Genomic DNA, 25,023 nt, shown 5'->3' on the forward strand with positions numbered 1-25,023 from the left:
AAAGGCCGTATCGAGACATCATGCGATGTGTATGATCCTTCGATACGGCCTTTCGGCTTTGCACAACAGGGGCACGGCGCGGGCATGAGCCTCGATCTGTCTGCCGTCATTGCCGATATTACGGCCACCATGGCGTCGATGGAGGATCGTGGGCAGGTTGCGACCTATATTCCGGAACTTGCCACGATCGACCCGGCGCAATTTGGTATCGCCATCGCTACCGCCGATGGCCGGATGCTGACCGGCGGAGACGCCGACACCGGCTTTTCGATCCAGTCCGTGTCCAAAGTGTTTGCGCTTACGCTGGCGCTCGGCAAGGTCGGCGATCAGCTGTGGGACCGGGTCGGGCGCGAACCGTCGGGCAATGCGTTCAATTCGATCACCCAGCTGGAACATGAGCAGGGCATCCCGCGCAATCCTTTCATCAATGCTGGTGCGATCGTCGTCGCCGACGTCAATCTGGGCGGTCACGAGCCGCGTGTCGCCATTGGCGAGATGCTTCGCTTCATACGCTATCTGGCCGGCGATGACAGCATTGCCATTAACGAGGCCGTTGCCGCGTCCGAAACCGCCACCGGATTTCGCAACATGGCGCTCGCCAATTATATGCGCGCCTTTGACAATGTACGCCATCCTGCCGAACTGGTGCTGGGAAGCTACATCCATCAATGCGCGATCGAAATGAGTTGCCGGCAATTGGCGTTGGCCGGTCGCTATCTGATGCTGGATGGCCGGCATCCGGGCGGTGGCCGGGTCATCTCGCCGCGCCGCGCTCGCCGTATCAACGCGCTGATGCTCACCTGCGGCCATTATGACGCATCGGGTGACTTCGCCTTTCGTGTCGGCATCCCTGGCAAGTCGGGCGTTGGCGGCGGTATATTGGCGATCGTACCGGGCCGTGCCGCGATCGCGGTCTGGTCACCGGGCCTCAATGCCAGCGGCAATAGCTGCCTTGGCACGCTGGCGCTCGAAGAACTCGCCCGCCGAACCGGCTGGTCGGTATTCAGCCCGCCGGATGAGCGCGGCTGACAGTGATCATCGGATAGTTTGGAGCCCGCACCGTGGGCGGCAGTATCGCCGCGCTGGCAGGAAAAACTGGCTCCCCGAGTAGGATTCGAACCTACGGCCATTCGATTAACAGTCGAATGCTCTACCGCTGAGCTATCGGGGAGCAGCCCGACTTCCGCCGGGCAGGCCGCGCCTATAGCAGCGGCTTTTAAGAATTGGCAAGCGCTAATCTGATGATTTTTTTGGCTCCCCGTCAGGCCGGGCTTTGGCGCTGTCAAACCGCCTGTTCAGGCGATGAATTGTTCGGCCGCGATGCGGTCGTCCAGCGTATGTTCCGGGTCGAACAGCAGGGTCAGTGGCGTCGCACGGTCGATCTTGACCTCCACCTGGGCGACATCGCGCACTTCGCGCTGGTCGGCCACGGCGCTGACAGGGCGCTTGACCGGATCAAGCACGGTGAAGCGGATGACGGTATTTTCCGGCAGGATGGCGCCGCGCCAGCGACGCGGCCGGAACGGACTGATCGGGGTTAATGCGACCAGCGCCGATCCCAGCGGCAGGATGGGGCCATGAGCGGACAGGTTATAGGCGGTCGACCCGGCGGGAGTCGCCACCAACACGCCGTCGCACACCAGTTCAGGCAGGACGACGCGCCCATTGACCTGCACCTCCAGCTTGGCGGTCTGGCGGGTTTCGCGCAGCAGCGACACTTCGTTAATGGCCGGGATCGAAAACCGCTCACCATCGACCGTATCGACGATCATGCGCAGCGGATTGACCTTGAACATCTTGGCCGCTTCCAGCCGCTGCTCCAGCCGTTCCAGCCGCCATTCATTCATCAGGAAGCCGACCGTGCCAAGGTTCATGCCGAACACGGGGACGATCCGCCGCGCTTCCAGCATCGCGTGGAGCGTCTGGAGCATATAGCCATCGCCGCCCAGCGCGATGATCATCTCGGCCTCCTCGACCGGCACGAAATCATAAGTGGCGCGCAGCCGTTCCTCGGCAGCCTTGGCCGCCTGGGTGGGGGACACGACCAGCGCACGCCGCATTTCGTCGCTCATCCGCCGGTGACGCTCATGTGGCGGCGCGTCGCAGGCGCGGTTTCACCCGTACCGATGCGGAAATCGTGGCGCGCTGGCTTCAAACGCAGCGCGCGATCGATCAGCGGCTCGACAGCAGCCAGTCCGCCTTCACGCAGGGCCGTCTTGAAATCGACATGATCCTCATGGCCAAGGCACATGAAAATCTTGCCCTCGCACGTCATGCGAATGCGGTTGCAATCGGCGCAGAAATTATTGGTGAGCGGGGTGATGAGGCCAAGCCGTGCTGTCATCCCGGCGACCGCATGATAGCGCGCCGGGCCGCCGGTGCGGTCGGGCAGGGGCGTCAATGCGTGGCGCGCGCGAATGTCATCCGCTACCTCGCTCAAGGGCAGATAATGGTCGGTGCGGTCCTCGCCCGTCTCGCCCAACGGCATCGTTTCGATCAGGGTCAGGTCCAGCCCTTCGGCGTCGCACCAGCGCAGCATTGGCAGGATTTCATCATCATTGATGCCCTTGAGCGCCACCATGTTGATCTTGATCGCCAGTCCCGCCGATTGCGCCGCTTTCAGCCCGGCGAACACCGCGGCAATATTGCCGCCACGGGTGACATGGGCAAAGCGCGCTGGGTCGCGGCTGTCCAGACTGACGTTGATCCGGCGCACCCCTGCGTCGGCCAGCATGTCGGCATGGTCGGCCAGCTGGGTGCCATTGGTCGTCAGCGTCAGTTCGTCCAGCCCGCTGCCCAGATGCCGCCCGATCCGGCGCACCAGATCGCCAATATCGCGCCGCACCAGCGGTTCGCCGCCGGTCAGCCTGATCTTGTTGATGCCGCGCGCCACGAACAGGTCGGCCAGCAGCGCGATCTCCTCCAGCGTGAGCACCTGATTTTTGGGCAGGAACTGCATCTTTTCCGCCATGCAATAGCGGCAACGCAGGTCGCAGCGGTCCGTGACGGATATGCGCAAATAGCTGATCCGGCGGCCCAGGCCGTCGGTCATCTGCGCGCGCGAGGGGTCCGCCATGGCCATGGCAACCTAGCTAGGCGATGGACTTGCCCGGCGCAAGGGCAGCCCGGTTGCGGTAGAGGCAAGACGTCGGTAACCCGTTGCTGCTAAGGCGGCACGATGCGCGCGTTCAGGGGACCATATCAGTGATCGCGGATCAGGCCGAAGACGGACAGCGCAGCCTGTTCATCCTGTCGCCCGGCGACCGGGACGGACTGTGCCATGCCGCGCGGTCAGCCGGCTGGCGCGCGATCGGCGCCAGACGCGCGCGAGAGGCACCGCAACGCTATTTGCGGAGCGAAGCGCAGGTTGCGCTGGTCGATATGCGTTCAGGCGGCGGGGAAGCTAAATTGCTGGCTCCGCTCGTCCCCGCGATGGAGGCGGGTGGCGGCGCGCTGATCGTGCTGGTCGACAAGGCGGACGAAGCGATCATCCCTGATCTGCTGGCGGCGGGCGCGACCCATTTTCTGACCGCACCCTATAGCGAGGCGTCACTGCGCGCCGTGCTGGCGTCCGCCCAGCGGCTGGTGGAGCGATTGGGCGGTGGAGCATCGCCCAGTCAGCGCGCGCAGCGCATCCGACGGGGCGACGCGCTCTATTGGGAATTGGGACGCGGCGATTCGCTGCTGCGGCTGAGCGAAAGTCTGGCCCGTCATCTCGACCTGCCCATGGCGCAGGTTCATCCTGCGACGCTGATCCGCCGTCTGCCAAGGGCGGAACGGCGCGCGGTGCTGACGGCACTGCGCGCGATGATGCGTGCCGGGCGACCTGCTGCACTGGCGCATGATCTGCCCGACCGGCCGGGCAACCGGCTGGTGCATCATCTGCGGATCGAGCAGGGGGTGGTTGCCGCCGATGTTGAATGGCTGTCCGACGCGCAGGAGCGGGATCTGGCCAGCCGCGATTATCTGACCGGCCTGCGATCGCGACAGGCGGCGCTGGACTGGCTGGATCGCCGTACGGGCCTGGCGACGACCGCCATATTGCTGTCGATCAGTCAGTTTGAACGGATGAACGCGGCCTATGGCCAGGTCGTCGGCGACGCATTGCTTGGCCGGATCGCGCGGCGGATCGAACGGATGGTCGACGATGTCGCGCCCGGTGCGATGGTCGCACGCATAACCGGCACCGAATTTCTGGTCGGCCTGACCGGCGAAGCGGCGGGCAGCGATCGGGCGACCTTTCTGGCGCGCCAGTTGATCGCGGCGATCGGCCGCCCGTTCAGCGCGGGGGACCATCTTATCCGCCTGATCGCCCGTTGCGGCATAGCCCAGGCGCGGCCCGAAGACGATGCGACCCATTTGCTGCGCCGTGCCGGGACTGCGCTGGCGGATGCACGACAGGCGGGCGGGGAGGGCATCCGCATCCTGTCGACCGATCGGCACAGCCGTCAGGTCGATCCTGACCAGTTGGAAACCGACCTGCGGCTTGCGCTAGAGCGGGGCGAGATAGGCATCGTGTTCCAGCCGCAATATCCGGTCGATTCGGAGGTCATTAGCGGGGTCGAGGCGCTGGCGCGCTGGAACCACCCGCAATATGGGCCGCTGGGCGCAGGCATATTGTTCGCTACCGCCGAGCGATCCGATTATATGCTGCCGCTGTCGGCGCATATTCAGGCGGAAGCGTTGCGGCAGGCGGCGGCGTGGCCGCGCGCGCTCTCGACGCTGCGGCTGTCGATCAATGTGACCGCTGCGGATATTGCCCAGCCGGGGTTTATGGCCGGGTTGCTGGCGATCGTCGACCGAAGCGGTTTTCCCCGGTCCCGCCTGACGGTGGAGATCACCGAAAGCGGATTGATCGAGGATGTCGATGCCGCCTCTGTGCTGCTGACCGCGCTTCGGTCCGAGGGGTTGGCGGTCGCGATCGACGATTTCGGCACTGGCTATTCCAGCCTCGCCTATCTCAAGAGCCTGCCGCTCGACTATCTCAAGATCGACAGCGGGCTGGCGCAGGATATTGCCGGAACGGCGCGGGACCGGATCGTCGTGCGCGGCGTCATCCACATGGCCAAGTCGCTGGGCCTCAAGGTCGTGGCCGAAGGCGTCGAAACGCAGCAACAGCTTGATCTGCTGGCGCGCGAAGGGTGCGATTTCTATCAGGGCTTCCTGCGATCGGCGGGGGTTTCATCGGCCGATCTGGTTGCGCTGGTGCTGGCGGGCTAAAGGCCCAGCAGCGGCCACAACACCATGCCGAGGCCGATCAGGCTGATCATGAAGATGAGCGTGCGGACCATGGGGATGCCCAGCGCATAGATGGGAAGATAGGCGATGCGTGCGCCGATCCATATCCAGCCGCCCAGCGCCGTCATGTCACTGGTTCGTCCTGCCACTACCACGCCGATCAGAGCGACGATCGCGATTGGCAGCGTTTCCTGAAAATTCGCCTGCGCCCGCGTCAGCCTGCCTGCCAGGGCATTGAGCGGCGGTAGCGATTCGTCGCGTGCGCCCATATTCCAGTGCGCGCCATATTGCCGGGTTTTGGCGTGCGCCGCGGCAAAGACATGCGCCGTCAGCAAAATCATGGCCCAGGCAAGGATCGTCAGTTCGATCGGCATGACAATAGTCCCTCTGTTGACAGGCAGAGGGTAAGCCGATGCCGGGGAAGCGGCAATTAAAAGCTGAACCCCGCTCGCGCGATCAGCGTATCGCCCGCGTCGCGGCGCGCGGGTCCGCCGATGCTGGTGCCGCTGTAGCGCAATCCTGCAAACCATCGCCCGCGATACCAGTCCAGCGCGATGCCATGATCGCGGTAGGTGCCGTCAGGCCGCAAACGGGCAGAACGAGCCGGATCGTCAGCATCGCCCGATGATCGGCCGACATGGCCGGACAAGGTGAAGGGCGTGTTCGGCAGTGCTATCGCGCCTGCTATGGACAGATAGAGATTGTCGCCACCTATGGCCGACTGATGGGGCGCATAGTGCGCGCCGAAATCGATACTGGCGGGGCCAAGGAGAAAGCCCGCAACGGCGCCGACTTCGCCATAGTCCTGGCCCGATGCACCCGGAAACATATGGTAACGCCCCTGGGCCGACAGCCGCCAGCCGCCCAGTTGCCGGGTCCAGTTCAACCCGGCGTCGATGACGCCATCCGCCCCAGCATGCCGCGTGCTGCCCCACAGGCCGGTCGCAGCACTTTCGATGCTCAAACCATTCGTGACGGGAACGGACAGGCCCAGGCGCAGTGCCGGATCACCATCGCTCCAGCTGATACCCCGCCGCCGCTCATCGCTCATCGCCTCGACAGATGCGTCGAGACCCGGACTTTGCGCGACGGCTGGCATGGCATGGGCGGCGGTGACGAGCATCGCCGCCCAAAGGATGCCGTAACGCGGATCAGTTGGACGCAAGATTGCGCACCATGTCCAGTTCCGCCAGCAATGGCGCGCGGTCCTGCGCCACGGCTGCCGCCAACTGGGCCTGAACCTGGCCCTGATGGCGTTCGGCAATATCCTTGCGGAAACGGTCGCTCGGCGGACAGGCCGCGCTATCGCTGCCCGACGCCAATGGATCGGTGGCGATGGTGCGGGCGAGTGCGGGACCATGGGCAAGGCTGCGGTCTATCTGGACCCGCGCGGTCCATTTGCACCGCTGCATATCCATCCGGTTGGGGGTTCGTGCGCCCACCGTGCGCGCGTTGACCACCAGTCGCGCGGTGTAATTGGCCTGAACCTGCATCCCATGATGATCGATCGCAACGCTATGCGAAGCCGCGGCAGCGGCGGCCATCGCGATAAGGGACATGCTCATATATTTCTCCTGCTTTGCGACGTCGGGCTATCTTGCCTGATCGTCAGCAGCGTGATTTAGATCGTCACTGTTTCCCGGCCATTGCTGGCGCACGACAAAAGCCTGCTTTCGTCATGCCGCCGCCTTGGCCAGACCCTTCGACAATTGCAGCGCGCCGTTGAGGCGAGCTGCGGAATCGGCCCAGTTGCGGTTGACCACCACCTTGCTGTCAGGTCGCAGCCGGGCCACACCGTCCAGCCGCTGAATATAGGCGACCAGGCCCGCCGGATTGGGGAAGCGATCCTCGAAGAAGCTGACCAGCGCGCCTTTTTGCCCGACGTCGATCTTGGCGATGTTCGCCTTCACGCAATTCTGCTTGATCTCGATGATCTTGAGCAGGTTTTGCGTAGGGGCGGGCAGCTTGCCGAAACGGTCGATCAGTTCGGCGGCGAAGGATTCCAGCCCCTGCCGATCCTCTATCTCGTTCAGGCGGCGATAAAGACCCATGCGCAGGTCGAGGTCGGGGACATAATCGTCGGGGATCATGATCGGCGCATCGACGCTGATCTGGGGTGAGAAGCTGTCGCTGCGCGCTTCAACGCCAGCGCCGCCTGCCTTGGCGTCCAGAATCGCCTCTTCCAGCATCGACTGGTACAGTTCGAACCCGACTTCGCGGATATGGCCGGACTGTTCGTCGCCGACCAGATTGCCCGCGCCGCGAATGTCGAGATCGTGCGAGGCAAGCTGGAAACCAGCGCCCAGCGTGTCGAGGTCGGACAGCACTTTCAGCCGCTTTTCCGCCGTTTCGGTAATGATGCGGTTGGCGGGCGTCGTCATATAGGCGTAGGCGCGGGTCTTGGACCGGCCCACGCGACCGCGCAACTGATAGAGTTGGGCGAGGCCGAAACGGTCGGCGCGATGGATGATCAGCGTGTTGGCGCTGGGAATATCCAGCCCGGATTCGACGATGGTGGTGGAGAGCAGCACGTCGTAGCGCTTGTCGTAAAAGGCCGACATGCGTTCTTCCACCTGCGTCGCGCTCATCTGGCCATGCGCGACGATCGCCTTGATTTCCGGCACTTCGGTGCGCAGATACTCCTCGATCTCGGTCAGGTCGGCGATGCGGGGCACAACGAAGAAGCTCTGCCCGCCGCGATAATGTTCACGCAGCAGCGCTTCGCGGATCACCACCCCGTCCCATGGCATGATGTAACTGCGCACCGCCAGGCGATCGACCGGCGGGGTCTGGATGACCGACAGTTCGCGCAGCCCGGACATGGCCATCTGCAATGTACGCGGGATCGGCGTGGCAGTGAGGGTCAGCACATGCACGTCGGTCTTGAGCGCCTTCAGCCGTTCCTTGTGGGTCACGCCAAACCGCTGTTCTTCATCGACGATGACCAGACCCAGCCGCTTGAACTCGATACCCTTGGTCAGCAGCGCGTGGGTGCCAACGACAATATCGACCGTGCCGTCGGCAAGGCCCGCCTTGACCGCCTTGGCCTCCTTGTCGGGGACCAGGCGGGAGAGGCGACCGATATTGACCGGGAAGCCGCGAAAGCGCTCCTCAAACTGCATATGATGCTGGCGCGCCAGCAGGGTGGTGGGGCAGATCAACACGACCTGCATCCCCGCCATCGCCGCGACGAAGGCCGCGCGCAACGCCACCTCGGTCTTGCCGAATCCCACATCGCCGCAGACGAGCCGATCCATTGGCTTGCCAGCGCCCAGATCCTCGATCACGTCCAGAATGGCGCGCTCCTGATCCTCCGTCTCCTGATAGGGGAAGCGATCGACGAAGGCGGGGTAGCCTGCATTGTCCGGTTCAGCGACGGTAGCCGCGCGCAGCGCGCGTTCCGCAGCGGTCTTGAGCAGTTCACCCGCAATTTCGCGGATGCGCTCCTTCATCTTCGCCTTGCGCCGCTGCCACGCTTCGCCGCCCAGCTTGTCGAGGCCCACGCCTTCACTGTCGGAGCCATAGCGGGAAAGGACTTCGAGATTTTCGACCGGCACGAACAGCTTGTCGCCGCCAGCATAGCTGAGCGCTACGCAGTCATGCGCCGTCTTGCTGACCGGGATCTGGGTCAGTCCTTCATAACGGCCAATGCCATGGTCCATATGAACCACCAGATCACCGGGCGAAAGGGTCGCCAGTTCCGCGAGGAAGGCATCGGCGCTCTTCTTGCGCTTGGCCCGGCGGACCAGGCGATCGCCCAGCATGTCCTGTTCGGTCAGCACCGCGACGTCGGGCGCGGTGAAACCATGGTCGAGCGGCAGGATGGTCAGCACCACGCTGCCATTGGCGGCCAGCCCCAGCGCCTCTTGCCAATCGTCCGCCGCTGCCATGCGCCTGACGCCATGGTCGGCAAGCAGGCCCGACAGCCGTTCGCGCGCACCGGCGGAATAGCTGGCGATTACGACTTTCTTGTCCGTCCGCTGCAACGCCGCGATATGCTTGCCGACCGCGTCGTAGACATTGGCGTTCTGCGCCCGTTCCGGCGCGAAATCGCGCGGACCATCGACCGCAAAGTCCAGCACGGTGGCGCTGTCCGGTTCGTGAAATGGCGTCGCGACGTGCATCGGCCAGCGGGCGACGACCGCGTCCCATTCGGCAGCGTCGAGATAGAGAAGATCGGGCTTGAGCGGACGATAGGCGCCCGGATCGGACGATTTCGCCTGGACCCGGTTGGCATGATAGTCCCTGATCGCCTCAAACCGGGAATCCGCCGCGCCGACGACGCCATGGTCGCGGATGATGACGGCATCGTCGCCCAGATGGTCGGACAGGGGAACCAGCTTTTCCTCAAACAGGGGCAGCCAATGTTCCATGCCCGACAGCCGCCGCCCCTCGCTGATCGCCTGATAGAGCGGATCGCCGGTCGCGGTCGCGCCGAATATTTCGCGATAGCGGCCGCGAAAGCGCTTGATCGTATCTTCGTCCAGCAACGCTTCGGACGCTGGCAGCAGGGTGAAGCCTTCCACGCTGCCGGTGGTGCGCTGATCGGTCGGGTCGAACCGGCGGACCGTCTCAATCTCGTCCCCAAAGAAGTCGAGGCGCAACGGCTGATCCTCACCGCCCGGAAACAGATCGACAATGCCGCCGCGAATCGCGAATTCGCCGCGATCATGAACGGTATCGGTGCGGACATAGCCATTGGCTTGCAGCATGTCGGCAAGGCGGGTGATCGCAATCCGCTCCTTGGGCGCCAGCTTCGCCACCAACTGTCTGACGCGAAACGGCGTCAGCGTCCGCTGCGTCAGGGCGTTGAGCGTGGTCAGCACCAGTTGCGGGCCTTTGGGCTTGACCTGCAAGGCGTGAAGGCCAGCCAGGCGTGCCGACGCGGTGCGCAGCGAAGGGCTGGCGCGGTCATAGGGCAGGCAGTCCCAGGCCGGGATTTCGATGATCTCGATCTCCGGCGCGAAATAATGCGCCGTTTCCGCCATTGCGCGCATCAGTTGTTCGTCGGAGGCTACGAACACGGCGCGGGCCGAACCTGCACCATGCGCGGCGCGGGCGATGTCCGCCAGTAGCCAGGGCTGGAACCCGGCAGGAACGCCCGACAGGGTCAGCGGCGCTTTGGCGCGGAGGATTTTCTGGAGATCGGTCATTTTGTTACTCTTCCCTCTCCTTATTGGCTCCCCTCCCGCTTGCGGGAGGGGTCGGGGGAGGGTTTGTTAAGGATGGGAGAGACAGGCCCTCCCCTAGCCCCTCCCGCAAGCGGGAGGGGAACTGTCAGTTTTCAATCTTCACGAAATCGAGCTTCAGGAACTTGTCCATCATCGGCCCCTTCCATTCGTCCGGCACGGGGATGGTGCCCAGCGCCCAGCCGATGATGTCGGCGTCCTGTTCATCCATGAACCGCTCGAACCAGGCGATTTCATCCGCGTTCCACTCCTGATGATAGCGCTCGAAAAAGCCGCCGACCGCATAATCGGCTTCGCGCGTGCCACGGTGCCAGGCGCGGAATTTCAGGCGGCGCATCAGGGGATTATCGTTCACAATTTGTTCCTTTTGCAGGCACGCCGAAAAAGCCGATCGGATGTTTGTGCCATCGTCCCGGCTGGAGTAGATGCTGGCCAGATAGACATGCGACCCGATATTCTCAATCCGCTCTTTGCCGAAATCTCTGTCCTTAAGGGCATTGGACCGGCGCTGGCCCGCCCGCTGGAGCGGCTGGGGCTGGCGCGCGCGGTCGATGTGGCGTTCCATCTGCCGGTCAGCTGGGTCGATCGTGTCCTGACCGACGAACTGGATATGGCCGATGCTGGCCGGGTGATCGGCATCGTCCTGACCCCGGTGGATTATCGGGCGAGCGGCAGCGCCCGCGCGCCGTTCCGCGTCCATGCGACCGACAGGCATGGCAATCCCGTGTCGCTCACCTATTTCGGCCGGAACAGCGCCTGGCCGCGCAAGCTGTTGCCGCTGGGCGAACCCAAATTCGTATCGGGCAAGCTGGAAGCCTATGGCGACAATCTTCAGATCGTTCATCCCGACCATGTTCTGCCGCCCGACGAAGCGGCCACCATTCCCGCGCGCGAGCCGGTCTATGGCCTGTCCGAAGGGCTGACCAACAACCGGATGCGCGATCTGGTGCGGCAGGCGCTGGCCCGCGCGCCGGACCTGCCCGAATGGATCGAACCCAGCTTGCTGGCCCGCAAGGACTGGCCGGGCTGGCGCGAGGCGCTGGCCCGCATCCATGCGGACCCGTCCGACGCCATGGCGCGCGAACGGCTGGCCTATGACGAGATTTTCGCGGGACAACTGGCGCTGATGCTGGTGCGGCAATCCTCTCGACGGCGGCGCGGCGTGCCGATCGCGGGCGACGGACGGTTGCGCGCAATGCTCAAGCTGCCCTTCGCGCCAACCGGCGCGCAGCGGCGGGCCTTTGGCGAGATTGAGGGCGACATGGCGCAGGCCACGCCGATGCTGCGATTGCTGCAAGGCGATGTCGGGTCTGGCAAGACGCTGGTGGCGTTGATGGCATTGCTCAACGCGGTCGAGGCCGGGATGCAGGGAGCGATGCTGGCCCCGACCGAGATATTGGCGCGCCAGCATTATGAGACGCTGCGCAAAATGGCGTCGGGCCTGCCAGTCGAGATCGCCATCCTGACCGGGCGCGACAAGGGCAAGGTGCGTGAGGCGACGTTGATGGGGCTGGCCGATGGCAGCATCGACATCCTGGTCGGCACCCATGCGATCTTTCAGGAAGCGGTGCAGTACAAGAATCTGGGCCTGGCCGTGATTGACGAGCAGCATCGCTTCGGCGTTGCCCAGCGGATGATGCTGGCCAACAAGGCCGAACGCGCGCCCCATCTGCTGGTGATGACGGCAACGCCGATCCCCCGGACGCTGACGCTGACCTATTATGGCGAGATGGAGGTGTCGAAGCTGGACGAGATGCCGCCCGGTCGCCAGCCGATCCAGACCGTGGTGATGGCGGCGACGCGGCTGGACGAGGTGGTCGACGCGCTCGCCCGCCATGTCGAGGGCGGGGGGCAGGCCTATTGGGTCTGCCCGCTGGTGGAAGAGAGCGAGACGAGCGACCAGGCGGCGGCGGAAGCGCGGGCTGAATCGTTGAAGCTGCGCTTTGGCGACCGGGTGGGACTGGTCCATGGCCGGATGAAAGGGCCGGAAAAGGACGCGGCGATGGACGCCTTTGCCGCGAACCGGACGCAGATATTGGTAGCAACCACGGTGATCGAGGTCGGCGTCGATGTGCCCAATTCCAGCCTGATCATCATCGAGGGCGCGGACCGGTTCGGCCTGGCCCAGTTGCACCAGTTGCGTGGGCGGGTCGGACGCGGCGACAAGCCGTCCGTCTGCCTGCTGCTGCGCGGCAATGCGCTGGGCGAGACGTCGCGGGCGCGGCTGGCGCTGATGCGGGAAACGAATGACGGCTTTCGCATTGCCGAGGAGGATCTGAAGCTGCGCGGGGCCGGTGAAGTGCTGGGGACGCGCCAGTCGGGCGAACAGCAGCTGAAGCTCGCTACGCCCGAGCATCTGGCATCGTTGCTGGAAGCGGCGCGGGATGACGCGCATTTGTTGATCGACCGCGACGGTGGGCTGGACAGCCCGCGCGGACAGGCGGCACGGACCTGCCTCTATCTGTTCGAGCGGGATGCGGCGGTGGGGCTGTTGCGCGGCGGCTAGGAAAAATGCTGCATTTGCGAAACAAATGAGGGTGCACCACGTTCGCATCCCATGACCGACATCAGCATGACCCACATCACGCCCATGGCGGCGCTATCCATCGGCATCGCCGTTGGCGTGGCATTCCTGTTGCACTGGGCGATCTATGCCGTTGCGTTGCGGATCGTCCGCGCCCGCATGACCCCGCTGCTATTGCCGGAAATATTCCAGCCGACGCGATGGCTGGTTGTGCTGATGGCTCTGGCGGGTGGCCTCAAGTCCATCGAGATGGGACCGCGTGTCGAAGAGTTCTGGTCCATCGGGTCGAAGATGATCTTCGCGTTGCTCGTCGGCTGGCTCGTCCTGCGTGGGCTGCGCGCGCTGCGCAGCATGATCGAACACAAGGCCGACATGAGCGTGGAGGATAATCTGAAGGCCCGGCGGCGTCATACGCGGGTCCGCATCCTCTATCGCATCACCCAGAGCATCGTCGCGGTACTGGTGATCGCGATGATGCTGATCGCCATTCCCGGTGTCCGCGCCGTGGGCGTGACGTTGATGGCGTCGGCGGGGCTGGTCGGTCTGGCGGTTGGCGCCGCGGCCCAGCCGGCGCTCAAGAATCTGATTGCGGGCATCCAGATGGCATTTTCCGAACCGATCCGGCTGGACGATGTGGTGATCGTGGAGGGGGAATGGGGTCGGATCGAGGATATTACGCTGACCTATGTGGTCGTCCATATCTGGGATGACCGGCGGATGGTGGTGCCGGTATCCTATTTTCTGGAAAAGCCGTTCCAGAACTGGACGACGAAAACGTCCGACCTGCTGGGCACCATATTTCTTTATGTGGACCCGACCGCCGATGTGGAGCGCATTCGCGCCAAGTTCATCGAAGTGACCGGCGCCAATGCCCGCTGGGACAAGCGCGTCGCCATCCTGCAGGTGACCGACCATCGCGCCGATGCGCTGGAGTTGCGGGGGTTGTTGAGTGCCCGCAATGCAGGCATTGCATTCGACCTGCGCTGCGAGGTGCGCGAAGCGATGCTGTCCTTCCTGCGCACGGATATGCCCGAAGCGCTGGTGCGTACCCGTCAGCGGATAGAAGCGGACGGGATGTTTACCACGCCGTCCGGCGCGGAGGGACGAGCGCCATGAGCGCGTCATAGGTACGGGGCGGGATGGGTCGCAGAAATTCGACGCCCAGCCGTCCATCCTCGACCCAGCGGACTTCTGCGGGATGGTCCTTTACGATCGGCAGCCAGATCGTCATTTGCTCGCCCACCAGCAATCCGCCATCGCTGCGGCTCATGGCGCCAAGCGGCGATATGTTGATGATGCGCACGCCATGGGTGCGGCCGCGCGCGGTGACGTGGCTGACCATGTCAACCAGATCGCGGGGCGCGCGGCGCTGATCCACGGCGGGATCGCGCGATCGCATGACATGATTGAGGTTGGCGAACAGCGAAGACATGGTGGCAGCCTAGGGGGACGAAGATGGACGCAATGCTACCGGGGACGGTTAATTTTCCCCTAGCATTATTTCCCCGTCAGGCGACCACGATCCCATGCTTTTTCGCGCCGAAACTGACCTTGTCCCCCGGTTTGAGGGTCAGGGCAGGATCGTTTACCACGTTCCCGTTCACCCGGATCGCATTTTCCAGCAATTTGCGCCGTGCTTCCTTGTTCGACGAGGCAAAGCCGAGCGCGACATTGGCCTGCACCACCGTCAACCCTTCCGCGCCGATGCTGACGGTCGGCAGGTTCGCGTCCGACGCGCCTTCCTCGAAAGTCTTGCGGGCCGTTTCCGCCGAAGCGGCGGCAGCTTCCGCGCCATGGGCCATGGCGGTGGCGGCATCGGCCAAAATCTTCTTGGCCTCGTTGATCTCGGCTCCCTGCAAGGCTTCCAGACGGGCAATCTCGTCCAGTGGCAGGTCCGTAAACAGCCGCATGAAGCGTCCGACATCGGCGTCCTGGGTGTTGCGCCAGAATTGCCAGTAATCATAGGGCGGCAGCGCGTCGGCGTTGAGCCAGACCGCGCCGTTCATCGTCTTGCCCATCTTGCCCCCGTCCGCCGTGGTGATGAGCGGGCTGGTCAGGCCATAGACCTGGGTGCCATCGACCCGGCGCGCCAGTTCGATGCCGTTGACGATATTGCCCCACTGGTCCGATCCGCCCATCTGCAACCGGCAGGCCGAACGGCGCGACAGTTCCAGAAAGTCATAGGCTTGCAGGATCATATAGTTGAATTCGAGGAAGCTGAGCGACTGTTCGCGATCCAGCCGCAATTTCACGCTGTCGAAGCTGAGCATCCGGTTGACCGAGAAATGCTGGCCGATGTCGCGCAGGAAGGGGATATATTCCAGGGCGTCGAGCCAGTCGGCATTGTCGACCATGACCGCATCGGTCGGACCATCGCCGAAGGTCAGGAATTTTTCGAACACCCGCTTGATGCTGGCGACGTTCGACGTGATGAGATCGTCGGTCAGCAGCTTGCGCGCTTCGTCCTTGAAGCTGGGATCGCCGATCTTGCCGGTGCCGCCGCCCATCAGGACGATCGGCTTGTGCCCTGCCTGCTGCATCCGCCGCAGCATCATGATCTGCACCAGGCTGCCGACATGGAGCGAGGGGGCGGTCGGATCGAAACCGATATAGCCCGGTACGATCTCCTTTTGCGCCAGCGCGTCGAGACCCGCCGCATTGGTGACGTCATGGATATAGCCGCGCGTGTCGAGCAGGCGCAGGAGGTCGGACTGATAGTTGCTCATGGCGCGCGCCTGTAGCATTGGGAGGGCGGCTGTAAAAGAGGCGGAGAGTCGTAAATGCTGGCAATCGGCCTGATGTCGGGGACATCGCGCGACGGGATCGACGCGGCGCTGATCGAGACGGATGGGGATGGGCTGGTCAAGCCGGTCGCTTTTCATGCGCAGGCCTATCAGGACGGCTTCCGGGTGCGGCTGGCCGAAGCCTGCGCTCGCGCCATGACGATGGATGCGCCGGGGTTCGAGCCGCTGATCGCCTCGGTGGAGGCGGAGCTTACTGAATTGCATGTGGAGGCGGTGGCCGACCTGCTGGGGCGGAGCGGCCATGTGGCGGAGGATGTCGGCGTCATCGGCTTTCACGGCCATACCGTCGCGCACCGGCCCGACCGGCGCTGGACCTGGCAGATCGGCGATGGCGCGGCGCTGGCCGGGGCGTTCGGCATCGCGGTCGTCGGTGACCTGCGCAGCGCGGATGTGGCGGCGGGCGGGCAGGGCGCGCCGCTGCTGCCGGTCTATCATCGCGCGCTGGCTGCCGGGCTGCAAAAGCCGGTGGCTATCCTCAATCTGGGCGGAGTTGCCAACATTACCGCAATCGGATCGGACGGGGCGCTGACGGCTTTCGATACGGGGATGGCGAGCGGGCTGATCGACAACTGGATGCAGGCACATGGCGACATGGCCTATGACGCGGGCGGGGCCTGCGCGGCGCAAGGGCGCGTCGATGAGGCGCGGCTGGGTGCGATGTTGGCCGACCCATGGTTTGCCGCGCCGCCGCCCAAAAGCATCGACCGTGAGGCGTTCACGATCGAAGCGGTGCAGGGGCTGGATCTGGAGGATGGCGCGGCGACGCTGACTGCCTTTTCCGCAGCGGCGGTCGCGCGCGGTATCGACCATCTCGCGGAGCGGCCGCTGTGCCTGCATGTCGCGGGCGGCGGGCGGCATAACAGGACGCTGATGGCGATGCTGGCCGAGCGGTGCGGGGTCGATGTCCGGTCGGTCGATGTGCTGGGCTGGGACGGCGACGCGCTGGAGGCGCAGGGTTTCGCCTATATGGCGGTGCGCCATCTTGCGGGACTGCCGATCAGCTTTCCGGGGACGACGGGCGCGCCGGAGCCGATGACGGGCGGGGTGCTGTTTCGGGCTTAACTTCGCATATTTCCCGGCAAATGCGACATTATATTATGTGAGCGTGATCCTATCGCAAAGTGGCTGACGCATCATAGCTTGTCGGATCGCGGTAGGACAGTGGCGGCCGCCGGATCGGCGACACCAGCGACACGAGGACGAAGCTGATGATCATCAGCAGATACCAAGCCGCCATTTTCATCGGCGACACCATACGCCAGCCTGCCGCCTGATCGGGATAGTTCCAGGCGTTGGCGAAGGTCGCGATATTTTCCGCAAACCAGATGAAAAGGGCGACGAGAAACCAGCCGAGCAGGAGCGGCATCACGCGGTGACGGTGGAGCGGCCTGAACCAGATTTGGCAGCGCCCGAACAACAGGGCCGTAATCGCGAACAGCGCCAGGCGGACATCGGGCAGCCAGTGATGGGCGAAGAAATTGATATAGATGGCGATGGCGAGGACGAAGCTGGTCCAGCGCGGCGGGTAGCCGCTGAAGCGAAAGTCGAAGATGCGCCAGACCCGCGCGATGTAGCTGCCGACCGCGGCATACATGAAGCCGGAAAAGAGCGGGACCGCGCCGATATGCAGCAGGCTGGCCTCTGGATAGACCCATGAGCCTGCTGCCGTCTTGAACAATTCCATCACCGTGCCGACGACATGAAATATCCCGATCACCGCGACTTCGCGCCATGTTTCCAACCGGAATGCAATCATGCCGATCTGGATGGCGAGGGCGCACAGCGTCAGGAAATCATAGCGGTGCAGGGGCGCGGAGGCCGGGTAGAAAAAATGGGTGCCCAGCAACAGCGCGAGGATCAGCGCGCCGAACAGGCAGGCCCAGCCCTGTTTGAAACCGAACATCAGGCATTCGAAAAGCAGGCCGCGCCAACCCGGTGCGACGGCGGCCTGCTCGAGAACAAGGCGGATACGGGCGAAGCGGGTCTGATCGGCAGGCACCCGCTTCATGCCATCGCCTCATGCTGGCCAAAGCCGTCCAGGCCGTCCGGTGGCCTTTGCCGTATCCAGCGGCTGGCGATCAGCTTGATCCCCGATTGCACCGGCAGCCCGGCATGTTCGCTCATCGGGTCGGGGCGTCCATCGGGCAGGATGTTGGCGAAGAGCAGTCCATCGCCCTTTCGACCGCGATGGGAGAGCGGAAGGCGGGTGAAGTGGGTTTGTCCGCCAGTATAATCGTCGTTGAGATAGACCAGAAGGGTCAGGCTGCGCTGGTTGGAAAGGCCCGGCACGGCGTCCAGATGGACGCGATATTGCTGGCCGGGGCGGTAGCGCAGGACTTGCAGGGTTTCGCCCTGTTCGACCGTGGTGCCGCTGGCGGCGGCGAGGCGGCGGTTGATGGCGTGAATGGCGGGCCATTCGGACACGATGGGAAATCCCGCCGCGTCGGAATCGCGCACAGGATCGGCGACGAAGCGCTTTTGCCCTTCATGAAAGATCAGCGCCGGGCGCAGCCTGCGGTCGGACAGGCTGGCGAGCAGGTCACATTCCGATGGCGTGAGCAGGCCGGGCAGGGCGTGGATCATCGGGCTGTCGGACAATGGTTCGGGTGTCGGCCAGGCGAGCGGATCGCCATGGGCGTCGATCGCCATTGCCGCAATCAGGGCACGTTGCCCGGCCGCGATCGGGTCGCGATCCGCCCAGTCGTCGAGCATCGTCAGCGCCCCGGCCCAGTCGCGTGCGCCACCCATGCCGGAAGCCAGGAAGCCCGCGAGAATCCGCGCCGCGCCGATGCTGTTGGCGGCGGCGAGATCCACCCGCGCGGCGGCCAGGTCACGCGGTAGCCATCGCCCCTCGACCCGCCAGAGCGCCCGCATCGCCAGCGCATCGCCATCGCCGCGCGCACAAGCCGCGTCGATCAGCCCATGCGCCGACGCGCTGTCGCCACGCTGAAGCAGCGCCAGCGCTTCGGCCACGATCGTCGCCATCAGCGCTTGCGCGTCAGCTCCCGCATGGCCGCGTCGATGCCCTCGATCGTCAGCGGATACATGCGGTCGTTCATCAATTCGCGGATCAGGCGGATAGACTGGTTATAGCCCCAATGCGCTTCGGCCGTGGGGTTGAGCCATACGGTCGCGGGATAGGTATGGGCGACCCGTTGCAGCCAGACCGCGCCCGCCTCTTCGTTCATATGTTCGACCGACCCGCCCGGATGGCTGACCTCATAGGGGCTCATCGTCGCATCGCCGACGAAGATCACCTTATAGTCATGGCCATATTTGTGGAGGATGTCCCAGGTCGGGGTACGTTCGGCGAAGCGGCGGCGATTATCCTTCCACACGCCTTCATACAGGCAGTTATGGAAGTAGAAAAATTCCATATTCTTGAATTCGCTGGTCGCGGCGGAGAAAAGCTCCTCGCACAGCCTGACGAACGGGTCCATCGATCCGCCGACGTCCAGAAACAGCAGCAGCTTGACTGCATTATGCCGTTCGGGCCGCATCCTGATGTCGAGCCAGCCCTGCCGCGCGGTGCCGCGGATGGTTTCATCCAGGTCCAGTTCCTCCGCCGATCCTTCGCGCGCGAAACGGCGCAGGCGACGCAGCGCGACCTTGATATTGCGGGTGCCCAGCTCCTTTGTGTTGTCGAGATTGGCGAAGTCGCGCTTTTCCCACACCTTGATCGCGCGCTTGTGCCGGCTCGTTCCGCCGATCCGGACGCCTTCAGGATTATAGCCGCCATTGCCGAAGGGGGAGGTGCCGCCGGTGCCGATCCATTTATTGCCGCCCTGATGCCGCTCCTGCTGTTCCTCCAGCCGCTTCTTGAGCGTCTCCATGATCTCGTCCCAGTCGCCCAGCGACTTGATCTTTTCCATCTCTTCGGGGCTGAGATATTTTTCCGCGACCAGTCGCAGCCATTCCTCCGGTATTTCCGCCTCTACGCCCGAACTGCCGAGCACGCCCTTGAACACTTGACCAAATACCTGATCGAAGCGGTCGAGCAGCCCTTCATCCTTCACATAGGTTGCGCGGGCGAGATAATAGAAATCCTCCGGCCGCCGTTCGATGACGTCGCGGTCCAGCGCTTCGAGCAGCAGCAGATGCTCCTTGATGCTGGCGGGGATGCCGGCGGCGCGGAGCGCATCGAGAAAATTGAGCAGCATGGCCGCCTTTGTCGGGCAGCGCGGCGCATGATGCAAGTGGCCGGACTCAGCGCTTGTCGGAATATTAAGTGTTGCAGTGCATGGTTAATGCGTCACTATCCAGTCATCGGGAAATTTGGGGCCTACGCTTGGAAAACAGGGACTTGCTGGCTGATCTTGGGGAACGGTCAGGCGACATCGCGTTGCAATGCAGCGAAACCGCGGGCTTTCTGAGCGAGTTGAACCTGCGGATACAGCAGGATTCAGCGAGGCTGTCCGATTTGCACGCAAATATGGATACGCTGGCCGCCAGCCAGAATGAAAGTGTCGCAGCCGCGCAGGAATTGAGCCTGACCGCGCGTCGGGCGGGGCGGATCATTGCTGAGGGACATGCGGCCATCACATTGTCGCTGGGCGAGGTGGCGGGGCTGGTCGAGCATGTCACGGGGCTGGAGGGGCATTTGCGCCAGTTCCTGTCGGTGATCGAGGCGGTGGGCGATATTTCCGACGAGCTGGGGACGATCGCGCGGCAGACGCGGCTGTTGGGCATCAATGCCGCGATCGAGGCGGCGCGCGGCGGGGAGGCGACGCAAGGCTTTGCCGTGGTGGCGGACGAAATCCGACGGCTGGCGGGGCAGGCGGGCGAATCGGCGGCATCGGTTGGCGACAAGCTGGGCATGCTGGATCGCGATGCCCGGCGGCTGATCGGCGGGGTGGAGGCCAATATCGTGCGCGGGCGCGATGTCGGCACGCATATCGACCGGCTGCGGATGAGCATGGCGGAGATCGCATCGCTGGTGACGCAATTTGCCGAACGGTCCGATGCGATCGTGACCTGCACCGACGAGGCGGACAGCGACGTGGCGGCGTTGCGGCAGGGGTTGGCGCTGTTCAGCCAGTCGGCCAGCGAAAGCGCAACGCGGGTGGAAGTGGCGCGCGGGCAACTGGAAGGGCTGGAGGGCATGGCCAACGCCATGCTCGATACCGCCGCCCATGGGCCAGGGCGGACCCGCAACAGTCGCTATATCGCGCTGGCGGAGGAAGGCGCCGATGAGGTGATGGCGCTGATCCGGCAGGGGATTGCGGACAATCAGCTGAGTGGGGGCGACCTGTTCGACACCGACTATCGCCGGATCGAGGGGACTGAACCGGCGCAATATCAGACCCGCTTCACCGCCTTTGCCGACGCGCTGCTGCGTCCGACGCTGGACCGGCGCACGGGTGAGGACAGCGCGATCGTGGGGTGCTGCTTGATCGACATGAACGGCTATCTGCCCACTCATATCAGCACCCGCAGCCAGCCGCAGCGGCCCGGCGATCCGCGCTGGAACATGGAACATGCGCGCAACCGCCAGATGTTCATGGACAGCCAGACCCGGCGGGCGCTGGACGGGGAGGGGGATTTTTTCCTGTTCACCTATCGCCAGGATCTGGGCGAGGGTCGCTATCGCGCGCTGCGCAGCGTGTTCGTGCCGCTGGTTTTCGAAGGGCGGCGATGGGGCCTGTATGAGGTTGGCTATCTGATCTGACGGCCCGAATAGGGACATTTGCGGATGGAGCGGGTGGCGGCGCAGGGATAAGCAGGAAGGCAATTGTCCAACGCCCTTGCCTGCCGGAGTTTCGCCCATGAAAACCATTCTGCTGCATATTCATGAGGATAGCGCCCAGAATAGCCGGATGGAGGTGGCGCTGGACATTGCCCGCGCGACCGGCGCGCATGTTCGCTGCCTTCAGGTTACGCCGGTGATCGATTATGTGTCGGCGGACATGTATGGCGGCAGTTATGTGCTGCCCCAGGACATCGACAATATCCGCATTGCCGAGGCGCAGGAAAAGGAAAAGATCGAAGCGCGTATCCAGCGCGAGGGCGTGGCGTGGGACTGGCGGCACAGCGATGGCGACGTCGTGCAATGCATCCTGTCCGCGTCCCGGCTGGTCGATGCGATCATCGTGACCCTGCCGGGGCCGGGCCGCCGGGGGATCGGCGATCCGCTGCCGATCGTCGCTGACCTGGCAATCAGCAGCCGCGCGCCCATCCTGGCCGTGCCCAAGGGGTGCAAGGCCTTTGCCTGTCAGGGTCGGGCGATGGTGGCATGGGATGGATCGCACGAGGCCGCCGTGGCCTTGTGCGCCGCGCGGCCATTGCTGGCGCTGGCGAGCGAGGTGCATGTCGTGACCGTCGAGGAAAAGGCCAAGCGCGATTTTCCGCCGACCGACGCGAGCGAATATCTTTCGCGCCATGGCATCGCGTCGGAAATCCACGAATGGCCGCGCAAGGGCCGGACGGTCGAGGAGGCTCTGGCCGCCGCCGCCGACGAACTGCGCGTCGACTGGATCACGATGGGTGCCTTTGGCCATAGCCGCCTGCGCGAAACCATATTCGGCGGCGTCACCCGCTATCTGCTGGGCGAAGCGCGGGTTCCGCTCTTGCTGGCGCACTGATTTCGCGTCAGTGATGGGCAATGGCGATCAACGATGTCGATCCGCGCGATGATGCGCATAGCCTGGAACAGGCGTTGCTGGGGTCGATCCTGGCGACGGTGCCCGACGCCCTGATCGTCATCGACGCGCGCGGGCGCATCATGTCGTTCAGCCCGGCGGCACAGCGCATGTTCCAGTATGGCGAGGCCGAAGTGCTGGGCGAGAATGTGTCGATGCTGATGCCATCGCCCGATCGCGAGCGGCATGACGGCTATTTGGATCATTATCGCGAGACCGGGGAAAAGAAGATCATCGGCATCGGTCGCCTGACCACGGCGCGGCGGCGGGATGGATCGACCTTTCCCATCGAACTGGCGGTCGGCGAGGTCAGCGATCAGGGTATGCGATTGTTCACCGGCTTCATCCGCGACTTGACCGAGCGGCAGAAAACCGAACGGCGGGTACAGGATTTGCAGGCCGAACTTAGCCATGCGTCGCGCGTGACCGCAATGGGGACGCTGGCCGCGGCGCTGGCGCATGAACTCAACCAGCCGCTGACGGCGATCGCCAATTATATGGAGGCGGGGCGCGACCTGCTGGCGCAGGAAGGCGCGATCGACCGGACTTTGTTGGGCGAAGCGATGGACGAGGCCGCGACGCAGGCGCTGCGCGCCGGGGAGATCATCCGGTCGCTGCGCGAATTCATTCGCCGGGGCGAAGCGGACCGCCAGCCCGAAACCGTATCGACCCTGTTGTCGGAAGGGGTGGCGCTGGCCTTTATCGGCATCAACAGCCGGGGCATCGATATGGACATCGCCGTCGATCCCCGTGTAGGCCGCATCATGGCCAACCGGGTGCAGGTGCAGCAGGTGATCACGAATCTCGTCCGTAACGCGGTGGAAGCGATGGAGGGGCGTCCGATGCGCATTCTCCATCTGTCGGCCGCACCTGACGATGATGGCCGGGTGGAGATTGTCATCGCGGATAGCGGCCCCGGCCTTGATCCGGCGGTCGAACGATCGCTCTTCACCCCGTTCAGCACCACCAAGCCGACGGGCATGGGCGTCGGGCTGTCGATCAGCCGCACCATCGTGGAAGGCCATGGCGGCCGCATCTGGGCGACGCGATCGCGCTGGGGCGGTGTCGCCTTTCATTTCACATTGGACGCCGCGGATTGACGCCATGACCCAACCCCTCATCTATGTCGTCGATGATGACGAGGCGATCCGCCGATCGCTCAGCTTCATGCTCAAGACCAGCGGCTTTGCCGTGCAGAGCTTTTCAGGCGGCATTCCGTTCCTGAAGGAAGCCGCCGGGCTGGAGCAGGGCTGCGTCCTGCTGGACGTGCGGATGCCGGACATGGACGGGCTGGAGGTGCAGCGCGAACTGCGCGCGCGGGGCGTCCTGCTGCCCGTCATCATCATGACCGGCCATGGCGATGTCGGCATGGCGGTGGCCGCGATGAAGGCGGGCGCGACCGACTTTATCGAAAAGCCGTTCGAGAAGGCGGCGCTTCTGGACGCCATCGCCGCCGCCAATGCGCAGGTTGCCGCCCACCGCGACGCCGGCGCGCGGCGCGAGGATGCGCAGGCGCGCCTCAACATACTGACCGATCGCGAACGCGAGGTGCTGAACGGTCTGGTCGAAGGACTGCCCAACAAGTCGATCGCCTATGATCTGGGCATTTCGCCGCGCACGGTGGAAATCCATCGCGCCAATCTGATGCAGAAGCTGGACGTGCGCAGCCTGTCCGAAGCGCTCCGCATCGCGTTCCAGGCCGGGATGCAATGATGTCCGATCAGGGACATTACGGATAGGCTGATGCCCGCCGCTGCGTCAGGCAGCGATCATGATGATGCATTTTGATCTGGCGCAAACCGCGCCCGCCGCCCCCGCCCCGGTTCCGTGCCAGGACGCCAGCTTCTGCCAGCGATGCGACGTGCGTGCGCGCGCGATTTGCGGCACGCTGGAGGAGGATGATCGCGCCGCGCTCAATCGGCTTGGCCGGCGGGTGACGGTGCAGGCCGGGCAGACGGTGATGTGGGAAGGGGACGATGCCACCATCGTCGCCAATGTCATCGAAGGCACGCTCAAATTGTCGGCCTCCACCGGCGATGGCCGCGAACAGATTGTCGGCGTGGTCTATCCGTCCGATTTCATCGGTCGCCCCTTTGGCCGAAGCACCCCCCATAGCGTCACCGCGCTGACCGACGCGCGCCTCTGCCTGTTCACGCGGGGCGCGTTCGACGGTTTTGCCCGCACCCATCCCGAACTTGGCCACCGCCTGCTGCAACGCACGCTGGACGATCTGGACCGGGCGCGCGCCTGGATGCTGCTGCTGGGCCGGAAGAATGCGCGGGAAAAGATCGCGACCTTCCTGCTCGATATGTCGCACCGGCTGGCGGGGGAGGGCGCGGGGCCGCTCGACAGCTTCGCGCTGCCCCTGTCGCGCCAGCAGGTCGCCGATGTGCTGGGCCTGACGATCGAGACGGTCAGCCGCCAGATGACCGACATGAAGCGGGCGAAAATCATCGACCTGCCGAACCGCCGTACCGTCGAAATACTGGATCGCGACCAGTTGTCCTGCCTCGCCGAAGCGGCCTGACCGGCACATATCGGCCCGGATAGGGACATTCACCTACAGACCCCGATGCCCCCTTTTGACAGAGGACAAGGACAGTCGATGTCCGCCCGTGCAGGCGATTTCG

Annotated in this window: 22 protein-coding genes and 1 tRNA gene; 10 read left to right on the forward strand and 13 right to left on the reverse strand. The window is 64.3% G+C overall.

What is annotated here, in order from left to right; all coding sequences use genetic code 11:
* The first annotated feature begins 84 nt into the window (after positions 1–84).
* Positions 85–1,029: a glutaminase gene (locus FE851_RS06150; RefSeq protein ID WP_145200723.1), complete on the forward strand. Its 945-nt coding sequence runs from the start codon at positions 85–87 to the stop codon at positions 1,027–1,029.
* 67 nt (positions 1,030–1,096) lie between these two features.
* Here FE851_RS06150 and FE851_RS06155 read toward each other — a convergent pair.
* From FE851_RS06155 to moaA, 3 genes are all read right to left on the reverse strand, one after another.
* Positions 1,097–1,171 (reverse strand) — tRNA-Asn (locus FE851_RS06155).
* Positions 1,172–1,295: 124 nt separating this feature from the next.
* Complete coding sequence (locus FE851_RS06160) at positions 1,296–2,072, reverse strand: NAD kinase (protein WP_017184535.1); 777 nt, start codon at positions 2,070–2,072, stop codon at positions 1,296–1,298.
* The gene (moaA, locus tag FE851_RS06165; protein ID WP_145200726.1) at positions 2,069–3,082 is read right to left on the reverse strand and encodes a GTP 3',8-cyclase MoaA; all 1,014 of its coding nucleotides are present in this window, start codon (positions 3,080–3,082) and stop codon (positions 2,069–2,071) included. The genes FE851_RS06160 and moaA overlap by 4 nt, the downstream gene beginning before the upstream one ends.
* Before the next feature lie 122 nt (positions 3,083–3,204).
* Here moaA and FE851_RS06170 point away from each other — a divergent pair, with 122 nt between their 5' ends.
* Positions 3,205–5,220, forward strand: coding sequence for a putative bifunctional diguanylate cyclase/phosphodiesterase (locus tag FE851_RS06170; RefSeq protein ID WP_145200729.1), 2,016 nt, complete (start codon positions 3,205–3,207; stop codon positions 5,218–5,220).
* Here the strand turns inward: FE851_RS06170 and FE851_RS06175 are convergent.
* The 5 genes from FE851_RS06175 to FE851_RS06195 all read right to left on the reverse strand — a co-directional run bounded on the left by FE851_RS06175 (position 5,217) and on the right by FE851_RS06195 (position 10,782).
* Positions 5,217–5,612 carry an MAPEG family protein gene (locus FE851_RS06175; protein ID WP_145200732.1) on the reverse strand — a complete coding sequence of 132 codons (396 nt, stop codon included), beginning with the start codon at positions 5,610–5,612 and terminating at the stop codon, positions 5,217–5,219. The genes FE851_RS06170 and FE851_RS06175 overlap by 4 nt on opposite strands.
* A 56-nt stretch (positions 5,613–5,668) precedes the next feature.
* Positions 5,669–6,403, reverse strand: a complete 735-nt coding sequence (locus FE851_RS06180; protein WP_315850568.1) for a TorF family putative porin — start codon at positions 6,401–6,403, stop codon at positions 5,669–5,671.
* The gene (locus FE851_RS06185) at positions 6,390–6,803 is read right to left on the reverse strand and encodes a hypothetical protein (RefSeq protein ID WP_145200735.1); all 414 of its coding nucleotides are present in this window, start codon (positions 6,801–6,803) and stop codon (positions 6,390–6,392) included. Before FE851_RS06185 ends, FE851_RS06180 begins: the two co-directional genes overlap by 14 nt.
* Positions 6,804–6,914: 111 nt before the next feature.
* Positions 6,915–10,391, reverse strand: coding sequence for a transcription-repair coupling factor (gene mfd, locus FE851_RS06190; RefSeq protein ID WP_145200738.1), 3,477 nt, complete (start codon positions 10,389–10,391; stop codon positions 6,915–6,917).
* 124 nt (positions 10,392–10,515) lie between these two features.
* Positions 10,516–10,782 (reverse strand): succinate dehydrogenase assembly factor 2, encoded by a 267-nt coding sequence (locus FE851_RS06195; protein ID WP_145200741.1) that lies wholly within the window; start codon positions 10,780–10,782, stop codon positions 10,516–10,518.
* An 87-nt stretch (positions 10,783–10,869) separates the two neighbouring features.
* On the opposite strand from FE851_RS06195, the gene recG reads away from it, so the two are divergent.
* Entirely contained in the window at positions 10,870–12,933 is a 2,064-nt protein-coding gene (gene recG, locus FE851_RS06200; RefSeq protein ID WP_145200744.1) for an ATP-dependent DNA helicase RecG, read from the forward strand.
* A 51-nt stretch (positions 12,934–12,984) separates the two neighbouring features.
* The gene (locus FE851_RS06205) at positions 12,985–14,067 is read left to right on the forward strand and encodes a mechanosensitive ion channel family protein (RefSeq protein WP_145200747.1); all 1,083 of its coding nucleotides are present in this window, start codon (positions 12,985–12,987) and stop codon (positions 14,065–14,067) included.
* On the opposite strand, the gene FE851_RS06210 is transcribed toward FE851_RS06205, so the two are convergent.
* Positions 14,030–14,383, reverse strand: a complete 354-nt coding sequence (locus FE851_RS06210) for a PilZ domain-containing protein (protein ID WP_145200752.1) — start codon at positions 14,381–14,383, stop codon at positions 14,030–14,032. The genes FE851_RS06205 and FE851_RS06210 overlap by 38 nt on opposite strands.
* Positions 14,384–14,459: 76 nt before the next feature.
* Positions 14,460–15,677 carry a tyrosine--tRNA ligase gene (tyrS, locus tag FE851_RS06215; protein ID WP_145200755.1) on the reverse strand — a complete coding sequence of 406 codons (1,218 nt, stop codon included), beginning with the start codon at positions 15,675–15,677 and terminating at the stop codon, positions 14,460–14,462.
* Between the two features lie 54 nt (positions 15,678–15,731).
* Here tyrS and FE851_RS06220 point away from each other — a divergent pair, with 54 nt between their 5' ends.
* Positions 15,732–16,817 (forward strand): anhydro-N-acetylmuramic acid kinase, encoded by a 1,086-nt coding sequence (locus FE851_RS06220; protein WP_145200758.1) that lies wholly within the window; start codon positions 15,732–15,734, stop codon positions 16,815–16,817.
* A gap of 49 nt (positions 16,818–16,866) precedes the next feature.
* Here the strand turns inward: FE851_RS06220 and FE851_RS06225 are convergent, their stop codons facing one another.
* From FE851_RS06225 to FE851_RS06235, 3 genes are read right to left on the reverse strand one after another with little or no spacing between them, the layout of a single operon-like run.
* Positions 16,867–17,763 (reverse strand): DUF817 domain-containing protein, encoded by an 897-nt coding sequence (locus tag FE851_RS06225; RefSeq protein WP_145200761.1) that lies wholly within the window; start codon positions 17,761–17,763, stop codon positions 16,867–16,869.
* Entirely contained in the window at positions 17,760–18,740 is a 981-nt protein-coding gene (locus FE851_RS06230; protein ID WP_145200764.1) for a 2OG-Fe(II) oxygenase, read from the reverse strand. The genes FE851_RS06225 and FE851_RS06230 overlap by 4 nt, the downstream gene beginning before the upstream one ends.
* The gene (locus FE851_RS06235; protein WP_145200767.1) at positions 18,740–19,915 is read right to left on the reverse strand and encodes a vWA domain-containing protein; all 1,176 of its coding nucleotides are present in this window, start codon (positions 19,913–19,915) and stop codon (positions 18,740–18,742) included. The genes FE851_RS06230 and FE851_RS06235 overlap by 1 nt, the downstream gene beginning before the upstream one ends.
* 143 nt (positions 19,916–20,058) lie before the next feature.
* On the opposite strand from FE851_RS06235, the gene FE851_RS06240 reads away from it, so the two are divergent.
* The 5 genes from FE851_RS06240 to FE851_RS06260 all read left to right on the forward strand — a co-directional run bounded on the left by FE851_RS06240 (position 20,059) and on the right by FE851_RS06260 (position 24,920).
* Entirely contained in the window at positions 20,059–21,423 is a 1,365-nt protein-coding gene (locus FE851_RS06240) for a methyl-accepting chemotaxis protein (RefSeq protein ID WP_186378847.1), read from the forward strand.
* A 97-nt stretch (positions 21,424–21,520) separates the two neighbouring features.
* A complete protein-coding gene (locus tag FE851_RS06245) occupies positions 21,521–22,336 on the forward strand; it encodes a universal stress protein (RefSeq protein WP_130753047.1) in 816 nt (271 codons plus the stop codon).
* Between the two features lie 20 nt (positions 22,337–22,356).
* Complete coding sequence (locus FE851_RS06250; protein WP_145200773.1) at positions 22,357–23,493, forward strand: sensor histidine kinase; 1,137 nt, start codon at positions 22,357–22,359, stop codon at positions 23,491–23,493.
* Positions 23,494–23,497: 4 nt separating this feature from the next.
* Positions 23,498–24,106, forward strand: coding sequence for a response regulator FixJ (gene fixJ, locus FE851_RS06255; protein ID WP_017182349.1), 609 nt, complete (start codon positions 23,498–23,500; stop codon positions 24,104–24,106).
* Positions 24,107–24,164: 58 nt separating this feature from the next.
* Positions 24,165–24,920: a Crp/Fnr family transcriptional regulator gene (locus FE851_RS06260; RefSeq protein ID WP_019053705.1), complete on the forward strand. Its 756-nt coding sequence runs from the start codon at positions 24,165–24,167 to the stop codon at positions 24,918–24,920.
* The last annotated feature ends 103 nt before the right edge of the window (positions 24,921–25,023 follow it).

Origin of the sequence: Sphingobium sp. B2 (genome assembly GCF_007693735.1) — a bacterium.
Classification (GTDB): domain Bacteria; phylum Pseudomonadota; class Alphaproteobacteria; order Sphingomonadales; family Sphingomonadaceae; genus Sphingobium; species Sphingobium xenophagum.